Annotated in this window: 13 protein-coding genes; 5 read left to right on the top strand and 8 right to left on the bottom strand. The window is 71.0% G+C overall.

The genetic code is table 11. The features are described from left to right. The first annotated feature begins 46 nt into the window (after window positions 1-46). The 4 genes from AB0I77_RS04600 (at window position 47) to AB0I77_RS04585 (ending at window position 4790) form a co-directional block, all read left to right on the top strand. On the top strand, window positions 47-3247 hold the full coding sequence (locus tag AB0I77_RS04600) for an ATP-binding protein (protein WP_363280857.1): 3201 nt from the start codon (window positions 47-49) through the stop codon (window positions 3245-3247). Then, window positions 3244-3720: a roadblock/LC7 domain-containing protein gene (locus tag AB0I77_RS04595; protein WP_363280856.1), complete on the top strand. Its 477-nt coding sequence runs from the start codon at window positions 3244-3246 to the stop codon at window positions 3718-3720. Before AB0I77_RS04600 ends, AB0I77_RS04595 begins: the two co-directional genes overlap by 4 nt. 82 nt (window positions 3721-3802) lie before the next feature. Beyond that, complete coding sequence (locus tag AB0I77_RS04590; protein WP_363280855.1) at window positions 3803-4204, top strand: DUF742 domain-containing protein; 402 nt, start codon at window positions 3803-3805, stop codon at window positions 4202-4204. Next, window positions 4191-4790 carry an ATP/GTP-binding protein gene (locus tag AB0I77_RS04585; protein ID WP_363280854.1) on the top strand — a complete coding sequence of 200 codons (600 nt, stop codon included), beginning with the start codon at window positions 4191-4193 and terminating at the stop codon, window positions 4788-4790. Before AB0I77_RS04590 ends, AB0I77_RS04585 begins: the two co-directional genes overlap by 14 nt. A 176-nt stretch (window positions 4791-4966) precedes the next feature. On the opposite strand, the gene dacB is transcribed toward AB0I77_RS04585, so the two are convergent. The 5 genes from dacB to AB0I77_RS04560 all read right to left on the bottom strand — a co-directional run bounded on the left by dacB (window position 4967) and on the right by AB0I77_RS04560 (window position 10252). Continuing rightward, on the bottom strand, window positions 4967-6304 hold the full coding sequence (gene dacB, locus AB0I77_RS04580) for a D-alanyl-D-alanine carboxypeptidase/D-alanyl-D-alanine-endopeptidase (RefSeq protein WP_363280853.1): 1338 nt from the start codon (window positions 6302-6304) through the stop codon (window positions 4967-4969). Window positions 6305-6629: 325 nt separating this feature from the next. Further along, window positions 6630-7298 (bottom strand): ABC transporter permease, encoded by a 669-nt coding sequence (locus AB0I77_RS04575; RefSeq protein ID WP_363280852.1) that lies wholly within the window; start codon window positions 7296-7298, stop codon window positions 6630-6632. Beyond that, entirely contained in the window at window positions 7295-8002 is a 708-nt protein-coding gene (locus tag AB0I77_RS04570) for an ABC transporter permease subunit (protein ID WP_363280850.1), read from the bottom strand. The genes AB0I77_RS04575 and AB0I77_RS04570 overlap by 4 nt, the downstream gene beginning before the upstream one ends. Continuing rightward, window positions 7999-9141: an ABC transporter ATP-binding protein gene (locus tag AB0I77_RS04565; protein WP_363280849.1), complete on the bottom strand. Its 1143-nt coding sequence runs from the start codon at window positions 9139-9141 to the stop codon at window positions 7999-8001. The genes AB0I77_RS04570 and AB0I77_RS04565 overlap by 4 nt, the downstream gene beginning before the upstream one ends. 289 nt (window positions 9142-9430) lie before the next feature. After that, window positions 9431-10252: a helix-turn-helix transcriptional regulator gene (locus AB0I77_RS04560; RefSeq protein WP_363280848.1), complete on the bottom strand. Its 822-nt coding sequence runs from the start codon at window positions 10250-10252 to the stop codon at window positions 9431-9433. A gap of 68 nt (window positions 10253-10320) precedes the next feature. Between AB0I77_RS04560 and AB0I77_RS04555 the strand changes: the two genes are divergently transcribed. Continuing rightward, on the top strand, window positions 10321-11082 hold the full coding sequence (locus AB0I77_RS04555) for a dienelactone hydrolase family protein (RefSeq protein ID WP_363280847.1): 762 nt from the start codon (window positions 10321-10323) through the stop codon (window positions 11080-11082). 37 nt (window positions 11083-11119) lie between these two features. On the opposite strand, the gene AB0I77_RS04550 is transcribed toward AB0I77_RS04555, so the two are convergent. From AB0I77_RS04550 to AB0I77_RS04540, 3 genes are read right to left on the bottom strand one after another with little or no spacing between them, the layout of a single operon-like run. Further along, window positions 11120-11854 carry an FAD:protein FMN transferase gene (locus AB0I77_RS04550; RefSeq protein ID WP_363280846.1) on the bottom strand — a complete coding sequence of 245 codons (735 nt, stop codon included), beginning with the start codon at window positions 11852-11854 and terminating at the stop codon, window positions 11120-11122. Window position 11855: 1 nt separating this feature from the next. Then, on the bottom strand, window positions 11856-12542 hold the full coding sequence (locus AB0I77_RS04545) for an FMN-binding protein (RefSeq protein WP_363280845.1): 687 nt from the start codon (window positions 12540-12542) through the stop codon (window positions 11856-11858). Window positions 12543-12552: 10 nt separating this feature from the next. Further along, complete coding sequence (locus AB0I77_RS04540; RefSeq protein WP_363280844.1) at window positions 12553-13890, bottom strand: ferredoxin reductase family protein; 1338 nt, start codon at window positions 13888-13890, stop codon at window positions 12553-12555. Window positions 13891-13951: the final 61 nt, after the last annotated feature.

Below are 13951 nucleotides of genomic sequence, written 5' to 3'. Positions count from 1 at the left end.
CACGTGAGTTCCTCGCGCGCCGTGAGACACCCATGAAGGAGGCCTGGTGTCCACGAACGAGGTGGGCGCATCCGTCCCGTCGGCACCGGCACCGTCGCCGGTCCGGGGTGGCATACGGGGCTTCGCCGACCGCTGGCCGTTCCGCCGCAAGCTCAACGTCCTGGTGGGCGTGCCGCTGGCCGTGGTCGCCGTGCTGCTCGCCTACCTCATCGCCGACCAGGTGAGCCAGGCGCGGGACGCCGACTCCGCCGCCCGGCTGGTCCGGGACAGCGCGCAGGTCGCGCAGTTGGTGGACCGGGTGGAGACCGAGCACCAGCAGGCCATTCTGCTGTCCGTGCGCCACGAGGCGGCCGGCCCCGGCACCCGTCCCTCCGCCGCCGAGTACCGCAAGGCGCAGGCCGCGGTGGCCTCCCAGGTCGAGAAGGTGCAGGACACCTTCGGCGACCGGCTGCCGGCCACCGAGGCGCAGGCCCTGCGGGAGATCAACGGCCTCAGCAGCCTGCGTGACACCGTCGCACAGGGCTATCTGCCCGCCGACAACATCGACCCGGCCTACACCAACGCCTCCAAGGGCCTGATCGACGGCCTCGGCCTGGACCACAACACGGCCCTCGCCGGGACGTTCACCGGCAACCTGCTGGACTCCCTGCTGCGCGCCGACGCCGCCCACAGCGCCTTCGAGACGGCCGTGTTCTCCGCGCGCACCGGGGACAGCAACGCCCTCATCGAGTTCATCGGCGCGGTCGGCTTCGACAACGAGTACGACCACCAGGCCGACCGCTTCTCCCGGTTCGCCACCGAGGCCCAGGCGGACGAACTGGGCGGCATCGAGCACAACAGCGCCCAGGCGACCATCGGCCAGCACTACGCCGAGCTCCAGATCGACCCCAGCAACCTCCAGGCCGGCACGCCCGAGCGGATCCGCGCGGCGTTCACCGAGGCCTTCGCCGCCTACCCCGCCTACCGCGAGCAGGCCCAGACCCGGCTGGAGATCACCTCGTCGCTCATCGGCCAGATCGCCGACCGCGCCGACGCCGCCTCCAGCGACGCCGCCTGGCGCGCGGTCCTGCTGCTGAGCCTCGCGCTGTTCGGCTTCGCCGTCTGGATCGCCTTCGCGGTGCTCGTGCGGCGCTCGGTGGTCCGCCCGGTGCAGGCCCTCACCGGTGCCGCCCGGCAGGTCGCCGACGCGGGCGGCCGCGAGCTCGCCCGGGTGGCCGACGACGACGCCGAGGACGACAGCGCGCCCCGGCTGCGCGAGGTACCGGTCACCGCGCAGGACGAGATCGGCGACCTCGCCGAGGCCTTCAACCATGTGCAGACCACCGCGTCCGCGCTGCTGGAACGCCAGGTGCTCAGCCGCCGCAACGTCGCCGAGATGTTCGGCAACGTCGGCCGCCGCGTGAGCAACCTGACCACGCGGCAGCTGGCGCTGATCGACGCGGTGGAACGCGGGGAGACCGACCCCGCGCTGCTGGAGCGGTTGTATTCCATCGACCACATCGCGGTCCGCCTGCGCCGCAACGCCGACAGCCTGATGCTGCTCGCCGGCATCCGCGAGACGGTCCTCGACTCCGGTCCCACCGCCCTGACCAACGTCGTACGGGCCGCACTCGGCCAGATCGAGGGCTTCCAGCGGGTTCAGCTGTCCGCCGGGACCGAGGTCATGGTCGAGCCCGACATCATCGGCGACCTCACGCTGATGGTGGCCGAACTCGTGGAGAACGCCGTGTCGTTCTCACCCGCGGGAAGCCCCGTCGAGGTGACGGTGCGCAACGGCGCCCAGGGCGCGCTGATCGTGGTCGCCGACCACGGCCTGGGCATGAGCGCCGAGCGCCTCACCGAGGAGAACGCCCGCCTGATCCGCCGCGAACGCCTGGACGTGGTGCCTACGAAGGTGCTCGGCCTGTTCGTGGTGGGCACGCTGGCGCGCCGCTGGGAGGTGGGGGTCGCCTTGTCGCGTACACCGGGTGGTGGGGTGACGGCCGAGGTGTCGATTCCTTCGTCTTTGCTGCTGACGATGAGTCCGGTTGTTGCCTTCGGCGGTTCGGCAGGGGTTGCCTCCGGCGGTTCGGCGGCGGGGTCTGGGGTGGGCTTGGCTTCCGGGGCGGGGTCGGGTTCTGGGGCGGGGTCGGGTTCTGGGGCGGCAGCAGGTTCCGGGGCGGGGTCGGATTCGGGCTTGGCTTCCGGGTCAGGAGCGGGTTCTGGGGCGGCAGCCAGGTCGAACGCGGGCGCGGCTTACGGGTCAGGAACGGGTTCTGGGGCGGCGGCGAGTTCGGGCCTGGTTTCCGGGTCGGGGGTGAGTCCGGGTGCGGGGTCGGGCGCCTCGGCCGGTCGGGGGAGTTCCTCCGACGCGTCGGCCTCAGGGGTGGCAGCGCCTGGTGCGGCCTCCGAAGCCGGCGCCGCGTCACCGGCGGGCGAGTACGGGACCGCTGTCTCGGGCTCACGCCCGGCGGTCCCCGCGGACGCCGCCTCCAACGGCACTATCCCGGCCGACGACGAGCCCGGACCGCTCCCCCGCAGGATCCCCCGGCGCGACCCCGCCCCGCCCGGCACATCAGCCACGTACACCTTGAACGGCGCGTCGGCGGCGCAGGCCGCAGCCAGTACGTCGTCCGCACCGCACCCGGACGGCACGCCCACACCCGGTGCGGACGGCACTTCGCCGACCACACCCACCACGCCGGCCATCCCCGACCCGGACGGCACGCCCACCCCCGGCCCGGCCAGTACCTCCCCGACACCACCCACCTCGGACACCACGTCCCCCGCACCCACCACCCCGACCGACGCGCCACCGCCATCCGGCCCGTACGGCATATCGACCGCGCCCAGCCCGGCCGGCGCTTCCCCAACCACCCCCCGCCCTCAAGACATGTCCGCCGATCCCGACGACGCGCCCTTCATCCCCAGGGCCCGGAGCGGCGAGACACGCCCGTCCGGGCACGCCGACGCCGGCGCACGCCCACTGCGTCGGCGCGTCCGGGGAGCCACGCTGCGTACGACCTTCGGGGCCGACGCCGGTCAGCAGACCGGGCACCGCGCCGCGCCCCGCCCCGCCGACGCGGACGCCGTCCGGGCCGCGCTCGACGAGTTCGAGGCGGCCGTGGAACGTGCGCACCGTGACAGCGGGAGCGGCGGCGCCACCGTCGACAAGACCGCGACCCACCCGACCGACTCCACCACCTCCAACCCCGTCCCCAACCCCCCGCACAACCAGAACCACTCCCCGGAAGGAGCGGAGCAGTGAGCACGTCGACAGGTGACACTCCGACGGGAGGCACCACGCCGGCCGAACTGCAGGCCGCGGCAGCCGACTTCACGTGGCTGTTGAACCGTTTCGCCACCGAGACGGCGGGCGTCGTCGACGCCATCGCCGTATCCTCCGACGGGCTGCTCATCGCCGTTTCCGAACTGCGCGAGCACGCCGACTCCGAACGCCTCGCCGCGATCGTCTCCGGCATCACCAGCCTGGCCGCCGGAGCCTCCGGCAACTACGGCCTGGGCGGCCTCAACAAGGTCATCATCGACCTTGAGGGCGGCCACGTCCTGGTCTCCGCGATCGGCAGCGGCGCCGTCCTCGGCGTCGTCACCGACAAGGAGGCCAAGCTCGGCAACATCGCCTACGAGATGACGCTGTTCGCCAACCGTGCCGGTGCCGCCCTCAGCCCTCAACTCGTACTCGAACTGAAGAACAGCGTCGGCGCCGCGTCGAAGCGCTGACCGGGCACCGCCCGGCCGAGGAGGAAGACACACAGCCATGGCGGACGGCCGCACTGCGAGAGGTGCAGGCGAGGACGGCGGCATGCCCCCGGGCCCGGGGGCGATCGGCCCCGTCCCCGCCGTACGACCGTTCCTGGTCACCGCCGGCCGGGTGGCACCCAGCGCCAACGGCCGGACGATGCCCGTCGAGACCCAGGTGGTGGCCACCGCCGAAGGCCTCGCCGTGCTCGACCGGCTCTCCTTCGAACAGCACGACATCGTCGCCGCCTGCCGACAGCCGCAGTCCATCGCGGAGATCGCGGCCCGGCTGCGGCTGCACCTCAACGTGGTGCGGATCCTCGCCGAGGACCTGCGCACGGCGGGGCAGTTGACAGTGCACGTGCCCGACACCGGCATCATCCGCGACGCATCCGTCCTGCGAAGGGTTATCGATGGCCTCCGTGCCATCCCCGACTCCCGAGGGGTTCTCCGTGATTCCGACTGAACCGGCCACCCGCCCCGCGGCCGCGCAGGCCGCAGCAAGACCGCCGCTGCCGGTCAAGATAGTGATCGCGGGCGGCTTCGGGGTGGGCAAGACCACCTCCGTCGGCTCGATCTCCGAGATCGCGCCGCTGACCACCGAGGCCGCCATCACCGAGGTCGCGGCGGGCGTGGACGACCTCAGCCACACCCCGCGCAAGACCACGACCACGGTCGCGATGGACTTCGGCTGCATCACCATCGACCCGACCCTGAAGCTGTACCTGTTCGGCACGCCCGGCCAGGAGCGGTTCGGCTTCATGTGGGACGACCTGGTCGAGGGCGCGCTCGGCGGGCTCGTCATCGTGGACACGCGCCGTCTCGACGACTGCTACGCGGCCGTCGACTACTTCGAGCACAAGCAGATCCCGTTCGCGGTGGCCGTCAACGCCTTCGACGGGCAGGTCGAGCACACCCTGGAGGAGGTCCGCTGGGCGCTCGACGTCAACGACCGCACCCCGATCGTGGTGTTCGACGCCCGCGAGCGCGGCTCGGTACGCGACGCCCTGCTCGTCGTACTGGAACAGGCGCTTGCGCGCACCGAGGGATGACGTACGGCGGCGGGCCCGGGGCGATGCGACCATCGCCCCGGGCCCGCTTTCGTAGACCACAGCGACCAGAGTGAAAGCACACTCGTGTAGGGGAACCGGGTTTCAGACACGGCGGCATGGACAGCGGGAACCTGCACCGGGAAGACCGGCGTCCGGGCTGTGTGCGCGCCTCAGGGTTACGCCCAGCAGCCGTTGACCGTGGCGGCGAGGCCGTCCAGGCTGTCCTTGATGTCGCTTCCGCTGGCGGTGGAGCCGTTCTCGACGAAGGAGAAGATCTTCCAGCGCCCGTCCTGGGCCTGCGTCATCCCGCTCAGCGCGATGGCGCCGGTGAGGGTGCCGGTCTTGGCCTTGACCTTGCCGACCGCGCACTTCGAGTCCGCAGTGTCGAACCGGCCCCACTCGGGCCCCAGGGTGGCGCCCGCCTCGCCCGAGACGGGCAGGCCGTCCGCGATGTACTTCAGGGTCTGGCTGTAGCGGGAGTCGGTGGTCAGGTCGAGGATGTCCGCCAAGGTCTGGGCCGGGATGCGGTCGGAGCGGGACAGCCCGCTGCCGTCGTACATCTCGAAGTTGTCCAACGACACGCCGTACGTGTGGCTGAGCACGTCCCGTACGACCGCCGTCCCGTCCTCGAACGTGGCCGGGCGGCCGGCGCCCAGCGCGGTCATCCGCAGCAGCGTCTCGGCGATGTTGTTGTCGCTCACCTTGAGCATGTGCTTCACGATCGTGGACAGCTTGTCGGACTGGTGCTGAGCCACATCGACGTCTCCGGACCCTGCCACGCCGCGGGTGACGTCACCGGTGACCGTGACGCCCTGGTCGGCGAGGAGCTTGGCGAAGACCTGTCCCGCGTCCAGGGAGGTGTCCGTGACCGCGTGTCCGTCCACCACCAGGGCACGCACCGGGGCGACCTCGCTCGGGACGTAGTCGGCGTTCCAGCCGGTGGCGAGGGCGGGCTCGGGAAAGAGACTGTCGTCGATGCGGACCTTCACCGAGGTGAGACCGGCGTTGTTCAGGCCCGCGACCGCGGTCTTGGCCAGCGCGTCGAGGTCGTCGGTGGTCAGGGTGCGGTCGCCCCCTCCGACGAGGGTGAGCGTGCCGTCGCCGTAGACGACCTTGGTGGTGAACCTGTGGTCGGGGCCGAGAACGGTCAACGCGGCGGTGGAGGTGGCGAGCTTGGCATTGGACGCGGGCATCAGCGCGGTGGTCGCGTTGTGACCCCAGATCGGCTTGTCCGACTTGGCGTCGAGGACGACACCGCTGAGGTTGGTGCCAAGACGCGCGTCCTGGCTCCGCGTGTCGAGGTTGTCCGCGATCTTCTGCTCGGCGGTGTCGAGTTCGGTGGCGGAGCTCTTGGCGATGGCCTTGTCCGCGGCGAAGGCGGACGGAGCGGCCAGGATCGTCCCGGCGACGGGGGCGGTCGCCACCATCACGAGCGTTCGTCGGACCGACGGGCTCATTGATTTGGACTTGCGGTGACGGCCACCGGTGGAGGTGGTACGGGACGAGCTGGGCATGTAGGGCCTCGGTGCGTTGATCGCGAAAAGTAGATCGAACTTAACTATTGAAGTCTCAAAATAACTGGAGTGGCCGCCGTTACGGTCGAGTACTTGTGGAGAGAATGCGCAGATGGCAAGGTCCGGCTGCCTGCCGCGGCCCCGCGGCGCCCAGCCCCGCCTAGGGCCCTTCTGATGGATCTCCGCGGCGTCGCGACGCCCGGCACGCACTCTCGCCGCACCGGACGAAAACCCTAGTAGCTCCGCTACGAGGACTTCCGCCCGGCACGCCGAGAGCACGCACCGAACGCCGCTCCTTCTTCCACGGAGATCCATCAGAAGGGCCCTAGTTGCTCCGCCGCACCCCCGGCGACACCGCGATCCGCGTCACCGCCCAGAACAGTCCGAGCGTGGCCAGCGCCATCACGGCGGTCAGCGTGGCGCCGCCCACGACCTTCTCGTAGTTGCGCTGGTAGAGGCCGTCGACGATGTAGCGGCCGAGGCCGCCGAGGGAGACGTACGCGGCGATGGTGGCCGTGGAGACGATCTGGATGGCCGCCGAGCGCAGGCCGCTGAGGATCAGCGGGAGCGCCACCGGCAGTTCGACCTGGAACAGGACCCGGGCCTCGTGCATGCCCATGCCCCGCGCCGCGTCCACCGGGGACGGGTCGACGGAGCGCATCGCCTCGTAGGTGGTGACCAGGATCGGCGGGATGGCGAGGACGACCAGCGGGATCATCACGGGCAGCAGGCCGAGCCCGAGGATGACGAACATCAGCACCAGCAGGCCGAAGCTGGGCAGCGCCCGGGCGGCGGTGGCGATGAGCGCGAGGGCGTTGCCGCCGCGGCCGGTGTGGCCGGTCAGCAGGCCCACGGGGAGCCCGATCGCGGCGGCGATGGCGAGCGCCATGACGGAGTAGCCGACGTGCTCCGACAGGCGGGTGGGGATGCCGTCGTAGCCCTTCCAGTGGGCGCTGTCGCTGAAGAAGGAGTTGATGAAGTTGAGTACGTTCACCGGGCTGCGTCCTCCAGGGCGAGGGCGGCCGGGTCGGGCCGGTCGGCCTTGGGTTTCGATGGCGCGCTGCGCGGCATCCAGGGCGTCAGCAGCACGCGGACGCCCACCAGCAGGGCGTCGATGAGGATCGCCAGGACGGCCGTGGTGATCACGGAGTTCACCGCGAGCTCGGGCCGGTGGTAGAACATCGCGTCGGCGAGCAGGTTGCCCAGCGCGCCCTGGTTGCCGATCAGGGTGCCGACGCTGACGAGGCTGATGCTGGAGACGACCGCGATGCGCAGTCCCGCGATGATGGCGGGGACGGCGATCGGCAGTTGCACCTGGGCGTAGCGGCGGATGGGGCCGAAGCCCATGGCGGTGGCGGCGGCCAGCGTCTCCTGCGGCACCGACCGCACCCCGTCGACGATCGCCGGGACCAGCACGACCAGGCTGTAGACGGTCAGCGGGATCATCACGGTGAGCTCGGTCTGGCCGGTGTAGTCGATGAGGACGACGAAGAAGGCCAGTGACGGGATGGCGTACAGCACGGTCGTCACCCACAGCACGGGCGGGTACAACCAGCGGAAGCGCACGCAGAGTTGGGCGATCGGCAGGGCGAGCACCAGTCCGACCAGGACCGGCAGCAGGGCTTCTCGCAGATGCAGGCCGATCAGGCCGAGCCAGCTGTGCTGGAGGTCGCTCGGGATATCGAAGAAGCCGCTCATCGGGCGGCCTTCGCGGCCTCGTCGTTTGCGCGGCCTTCCGCGTGATGGGCGCCGCGGATCGCCTCGCCGATGGTCTGCTGGGAGACGACTCCGGCCGCCCGGCCCTCGGCGTCCACGGCGACGGCCCAGCCGGTGGGCGAGAGCACCGCGCAGTCGAGCGCGGACCGCAGCGAGTCCGTACCGGCCGTGAACGGCCGCCCGTACGACAGCAGTTGCTCGGGCGTGATGCTGCCGGCGGTCAGGTCCTGCGGCTCGCTCCAGCCGAGGGGCTTGCCCTCCAGGTCCGTGACGAGGAGGTAGGGGGCACCGTCCGTGTCGCGGGCGGCGATCTGCTCGGCGGTGGCGTCGATCGCGACGATCGGCGCGGTCAGCAGCTCGAGTCCGGCGGAGGGGAAGAAGGACAGCCGCCGGATGCCGCGGTCCGCGCCGAGGAAGTCCTCGACGAAGGCGTCGGCCGGGCTGGACAGCAGCTCGGCGGGCGGCGCGAACTGGGCGAGCTTGCCGCCGGTGCGCATCACGGCGACCATCGTGCCGATCTTGACGGCCTCGTCGATGTCGTGCGTGACGAAGACGATGGTCTTGCCCAACTCCTCCTGGATGCGCAGGAGTTCGTCCTGGAGCCCCTTGCGCACGATGGGGTCGACGGCGGAGAACGGCTCGTCCATCAGCAGCACCGGCGGATCGGCGGCGAGCGCCCGCGCCACACCGACGCGCTGCTGCTGTCCGCCGGACAGCTGGTAGGGGTAGCGCTTGGCGAGTGCGGCGTCGAGACCGACCCGCTCCATCAGCTCCCGGGCCCGCTCCCGCGCCTTGTCCTTGCCCCAGCCGAGCATGCGGGGCACGGTGGCGATGTTGTCGATGATCGTGCGGTGCTGGAAGAGCCCGGCGTTCTGGATGACGTAGCCCATGGACCGGCGCAGCGTGTTCACGGGCTGCTGGAGGATGTCCTTGCCGTCGAGGAGGATGGTGCCCTCGCTGGGCTCGACCATCCGGTTGATCATGCGCAGGGTCGTCGTCTTCCCGCAGCCCGAGGGCCCCACGAGGACGGTGATCGAGCGGTCGGGTATCTCCAACGAGAGCCGGTCGACCGCCACCGTGCCGTCCGGGTACCGCTTGGTGACTGAATCTATCCGTATCAAAGCGCCGAATACCCTTCGGGTCTGGCAGAAGTTGCCCATTACCGGCCACCGTCGCGTGCGGGCCGCTGCCGGGAGAGTCTAGACGGCTTGTGTTGCCAGGCCGTGGCGGGCGGTTCCTGGGGGTCCGGCGGGGGCGGGCTGTGGGCGAGCTGTGAGTTTGCCCGCGACAAGAAGCAGAACCCGGCGTTCGACGAGTCGAGCGAGGACGCCGACTGGCACACCGACGGCCGCCCCCTCACCGAGCTCCTCGCGGAATACGCGCGGCTCCCGCGCAGCGGACCGCCGCCATCTACCACAGCTGGGCGATCCGAGCCTGGTCCTGGTCGGTGGCGCCGAAGGTGACCAGTTTCTGCTCGGGATCGTCGGCGAGTTGGAGCACGACGTGCTCCAACTCGATCTCCCCCAGGACGGGATGACGCAGCCGCTTGGTGCCGGAGGTGAGGGGGACGACTCTGTGCTGTGGCCACCAGCTCCTCACCTCGGGGCTCGCCCCGTGCAGCCGCTCGAGCAACCTGCTGAAGCCGGGGTCGCCCGGGTGTCGTGCCGCGGCGGTGCGGAATCGGCCGAGCAGTGCGGATGCTTCGGCCGGCCAGTCGGCCATCACCTGACGGGCGCCCGGGTCGGTGAACATCCACCAGAGCAGGTTGCGGGCTTCCGGTGGCCGGGCGGGCCAGTCGGTCCACAGTGCGCGGGCGGCCCGGTTGGAGGCCAGCACGTCCCAGCACCGGCCGGTGACATAGGCCGGGCATGGGTCGAGCCGGTCGACGAGCGAGACGACGGCAGGTGAGAGCGTTTCAGCGACGCCGGGTGTTTCGGCGGGTGGGGCTCCGTGGACGAGCTCGTGGATATGACTCCGCTCGGCGGCGTCGAGTCGCAGGGCCGCCGAGAGGGAGTCGAGCACCTGGCGGGAGGGACGCACGTCGCGGCCCTGCTCCAGGTAGGTGTAGTACGTCGAGGAAATGGCCGCGAGTTGGGCCACCTCTTCCCGGCGCAGACCGCGGGTCCGGCGTCGAGTTCCCGTGGGCAGACCGACATCGGCCGGCTGAAGCCGCTCGCGGCGGGAGCGGAGCAGCTCTCCCAGTTCCCTGGTCCGGATCGTGGACTGAGGCATCCTGGTACTTCCATTACTAGGAAAAACATCCTGTGGATACCACTCTAGGCGCTGGCTACCTTGGCGCCATGAATCTCCGGAACACAGAAGTCGGCACAACCGGGCCGTACGCCATCCGCACCGAACACGTCGACATCCCGGTGGGCGACGGGCCGCCGATGGGTGCCTACGTCGCCCGGCCGACGGCTCCCGGCCCGTTCCCGGGCGTCCTGGTGGGCATGGAGCTCTTCGGCGTCGATGGCGGTGTCCGCGACGTCTGCGACCGACTCGCGGGAGGCGGGTTCGTGGCACTCGCGCCGGACTTCCACCACCGAACCGCCCCCGGCAGCGAACTGCCCCGCGACCCCGCGGGGCGGGAGCGAGGCTTCGAGCTGCTGGGGCTGATGACGCGCACCGCGGTTCTCAGCGACGTGCGCGCCGCCATCGACCACCTGCACGCGGCCGGCAGCGAACGCGTCAGCATGGTCGGGTTGAGCCTCGGCGGTCACATCGCCTACCTCGCGGCCACGGAGTTCGACCTCGCCGCGGTGGTCGTCTTCTACGGCGGCTGGCTGCCGGGCACCGACATCTCGATCAGCCGCCCCGAGCCGACGCTGTCACTGACCTCGAAGATCACCGGGCGGGTCCTCTTCCTCGTCGGCGAGGAGGACCACGTCGTCCCGCCCGCACAGCGACGCGAGATCACACGGGCGCTGCGCGAGGCCGGCATCCGTCACGAGATGGTCGTCTACCCCGGCATCGGACACGGCTTCCTCGGCACCGATCGCACCACGTCGGCCGACGCATGGCGGCGCGTCCACGCACTCCTGCTGACCAGCGCCGAGAACTGACCATGAGCAACCCCCGAGGGACTTCCGGCGCCGACCACTAAGCCGCCGCGGCCCGCTCCCCCGCCACCGGAAACCCGGCCGACCGCAGCACCTGTCGCTCCGCGTCCACCGCGAACACCTCGCAGCCGTCCAGGCCGGCCGCCCACTCGATGCCCTCCGTGCCCATCGCGAAGGCCGCCGTGGCGACCGAGTCCGCCTCGGCCAGGGTCGGGGCGACGACGGTCAGGCTGAGCAGGCCGGTCGCGGGGCGGCCGGTGCGGCCGTCGATGATGTGGTCGCCGCGCTCGTAGCGGGCGGAGGTCGCGACCGCCGCGTCGGTGAGGTCAAGCACCGTGCACAACTTGTCGGCGTGTTCGGGGTGCCGTACGCCGACCCGCCAGGGGCCGCCGGCGGCGACCACGTCACCGCCGGCGTTGAGGCAGAACCGGCGCGCACCGGCCGCCGTCAGCAGTTCGGCCGCCCGCTGCACCGACCAGCCCTTGACCACCGCGCAGGGGTCGAGGCCGCGGCCGGGCAGCCGTACGTCGAAGGCGCCGCCGGTGGCGACGCGGTAGTGCTCGCACAGGTCGAGGACCTCGGTGAGGTCCGCGCTGAGCTCCACCACCTCGCCCCGGTCGAGGCGGGACACCTCGCTGTCGGGCTTGAAGGGGCTGAACCGGACGTCGACCTCGCGCAGCCACGCGAAGACCGCGTCCGCGGCCGACTCGGGGACGTCCGGGTCGTCGATCCGCAGCGAGACCGGGAAGCCCATGACGTGTTCGACCCGCAGCACCTCAGGCGCCCTTCGCGTCGAGGGCGGCCTGGAGCGACTCCTTGTAGCCCTCGGTCGTGATCGTCGCACCGGACACCGTGTCGATGTCCGTGCCCTGCGCCTGAAGCGTCTCCGCGATCAGCTTCGGCACCGCCGCCGTCGTCTGCGGATGGTTCGGCTGCTGGAGCATGCGTACGGAGCTGATCTTGTCGCCGTCGAAGGTGACCTCGACCTGGACCGGGCCCTTCTCCGTGTTCACCGTCGAGCCGGTGACGACCTCCGACGTGGCGGACGCCGAGGGCGATGCCGCTGCCGCCTTCGCGTTCTCGTCGATCGCCGCCTGGAGCGACTCCTTGTAGCCCTCGGTGGTGATCGTCGCGCCCGACACCGTGTCGATGTCCGCGCTCTGCGCCTGAAGCGTCGATGCGATCAGCTTCGGCACCGCCGCCGTCGTCTGCGGATGGTTCGGCTGCTGGAGCAGCTTGACGGCGGTGATCTTCTCGCCGTCGAAGGTCACCTGGACCTCGACGGGGCCCTTCTCCGTGTTCACCGTCGTGCCGGTGACCACCTGGGAGGAGGCACCCGGGGAGGAGGGCGTGGAAGGAGCGGGCGCGGCGACCGAGGACGTCGTGTCGGTCGACGGCGCGTAGCGCCACACCGGGATCAGGCCCGCGACGCTCAGGACCAGAATGGGTACTGCCTTCTTCACGGTGACTTCCTCATCCCGCCAGGCTGAAGCGTTCGAAGTGGATCTGCGGCTTGGGCACGTCCAGCTCGCGCAGGCTGCCCAGCACCGCGTTCATCATGGGCGGCGGCCCGCACAGGAAGACGTCCCGGTCGGCGATGTCCGGCACCATCCGGGCCAGCTCGCCCGGCGAAAGCTTGTCGGGGCTGACCGGGCCGGTCACCAGGTGCAGCTCGGCGCCCTTGGCGAGGGCGAGGTCCCGCAGCTCCTCGTAGAGGACCGCGTCCCGGTCGCTGCCGACCCGGTAGATGACGACCGCGTGGCCGTGCAGTTCCTCCAGGAGCGCCCGGATGGGAGTGACCCCGACGCCGCCGGCGATGAGCACGGCCTCCGAGCGGGTGCGGTGCATCGCGGTGAAGGCGCCGTAGGGGCCCTCGGCGAAGACCCGCGTGCCGACCTTCACATGCCGCAGGGCGGCGCTGCCGTCGCCGGCCGCCTTGGCGGTGAGCCGCAGGGTGCGGCCGTCGGGCGCGGCCGACAGGGAGAACGGGTTGGCCTGCCACCAGCGGTCCCGGGTCATGAACCGCCACAGGAAGAACTGGCCGGCCCGGGCGGGCATCCGGTCGAGGTCGCGGCCGGTCATGTAGATCGAGACGACGTTCTCGGACTCGGGCACGACGGCCGTGACCCGCAGCTGGTGGCGCCAGTTCCGCCACAGCGGCAGCACCAGCCGGCCCAGGGCCACGGAGCCGAGCGCGACGCCCCACACGCCGTACCAGTACGTCGTGGCGGCGTCCGACGCGGTGAAGGTCGTACCGACCGCGACCTGGTGGGTGAAGGCCAGCACCACGGCGGCGTAGGTGTACAGGTGGATGAAGTGCCACGTCTCGTACGCGAGGCGGCGCCGGGCGTAGCGGCCCGAGACGGCGCCCACGACGATGATGATGCCCAGCGCGACGACCGCGCGGAGCACGCCCTCGACGGTCTCGGCGAGGTCGATGATCTGGTTCACCGGGTCCATGCCGGACGAGTCGGCGTAGCCGAAGGTGATGAAGACGGCGTGCGTGAGCAGCGTGAACAGGATGCCGAAGCCGGTCCAGCGGTGCCAGGAGGTCAGCCGGTCCATGCCGATGCGGCGGTCGAGCCACGGCAGGCGGGCCACCAGCACCAGCTGGAAGGCCATCAGGAGCGCGCCGTACAGACCGGCCAGCCGGCCCAGCACGATGAGGGTGTTCGAGGCGAATCCGGCCTGTGTGAAGAAGAAGGTCACCACGGCCACGTTCGCGGCCAGCACGGCGTACAGGCCCGTGCGGGCCACCACTCTGGGACGTATCGCCGTGGGGGGCGCTGGGGGCGATTGGACGGCAGTCACGGACAGAGCTCCTTGATCGGGTCCGGGGTGTAACGAGCTTCTCCGGCGGGAGCTGTCGATT

Origin of the sequence: Streptomyces sp. NPDC050619, from assembly GCF_040654815.1 — a bacterium.
Lineage (GTDB): Bacteria > Actinomycetota > Actinomycetes > Streptomycetales > Streptomycetaceae > Streptomyces.
The sequence above is the reverse complement of the archived record's forward strand: the minus strand, read 5'-3'. Positions and strand labels throughout refer to the sequence as shown.

Coding starts and splice junctions, on each gene's coding strand:
- AB0I77_RS04590 (WP_363280855.1), top strand. CDS start 3,803: ATGCCCCCGGGCCCGGGGGCGATCGGCCCCGTCCCCGCCGTACGACCG.
- dacB (WP_363280853.1), bottom strand. CDS start 6,304: ATGCCCAGCTCGTCCCGTACCACCTCCACCGGTGGCCGTCACCGCAAG.
- AB0I77_RS04560 (WP_363280848.1), bottom strand. CDS start 10,252: ATGCCTCAGTCCACGATCCGGACCAGGGAACTGGGAGAGCTGCTCCGC.
- AB0I77_RS04555 (WP_363280847.1), top strand. CDS start 10,321: ATGAATCTCCGGAACACAGAAGTCGGCACAACCGGGCCGTACGCCATC.
- AB0I77_RS04570 (WP_363280850.1), bottom strand. CDS start 8,002: ATGAGCGGCTTCTTCGATATCCCGAGCGACCTCCAGCACAGCTGGCTC.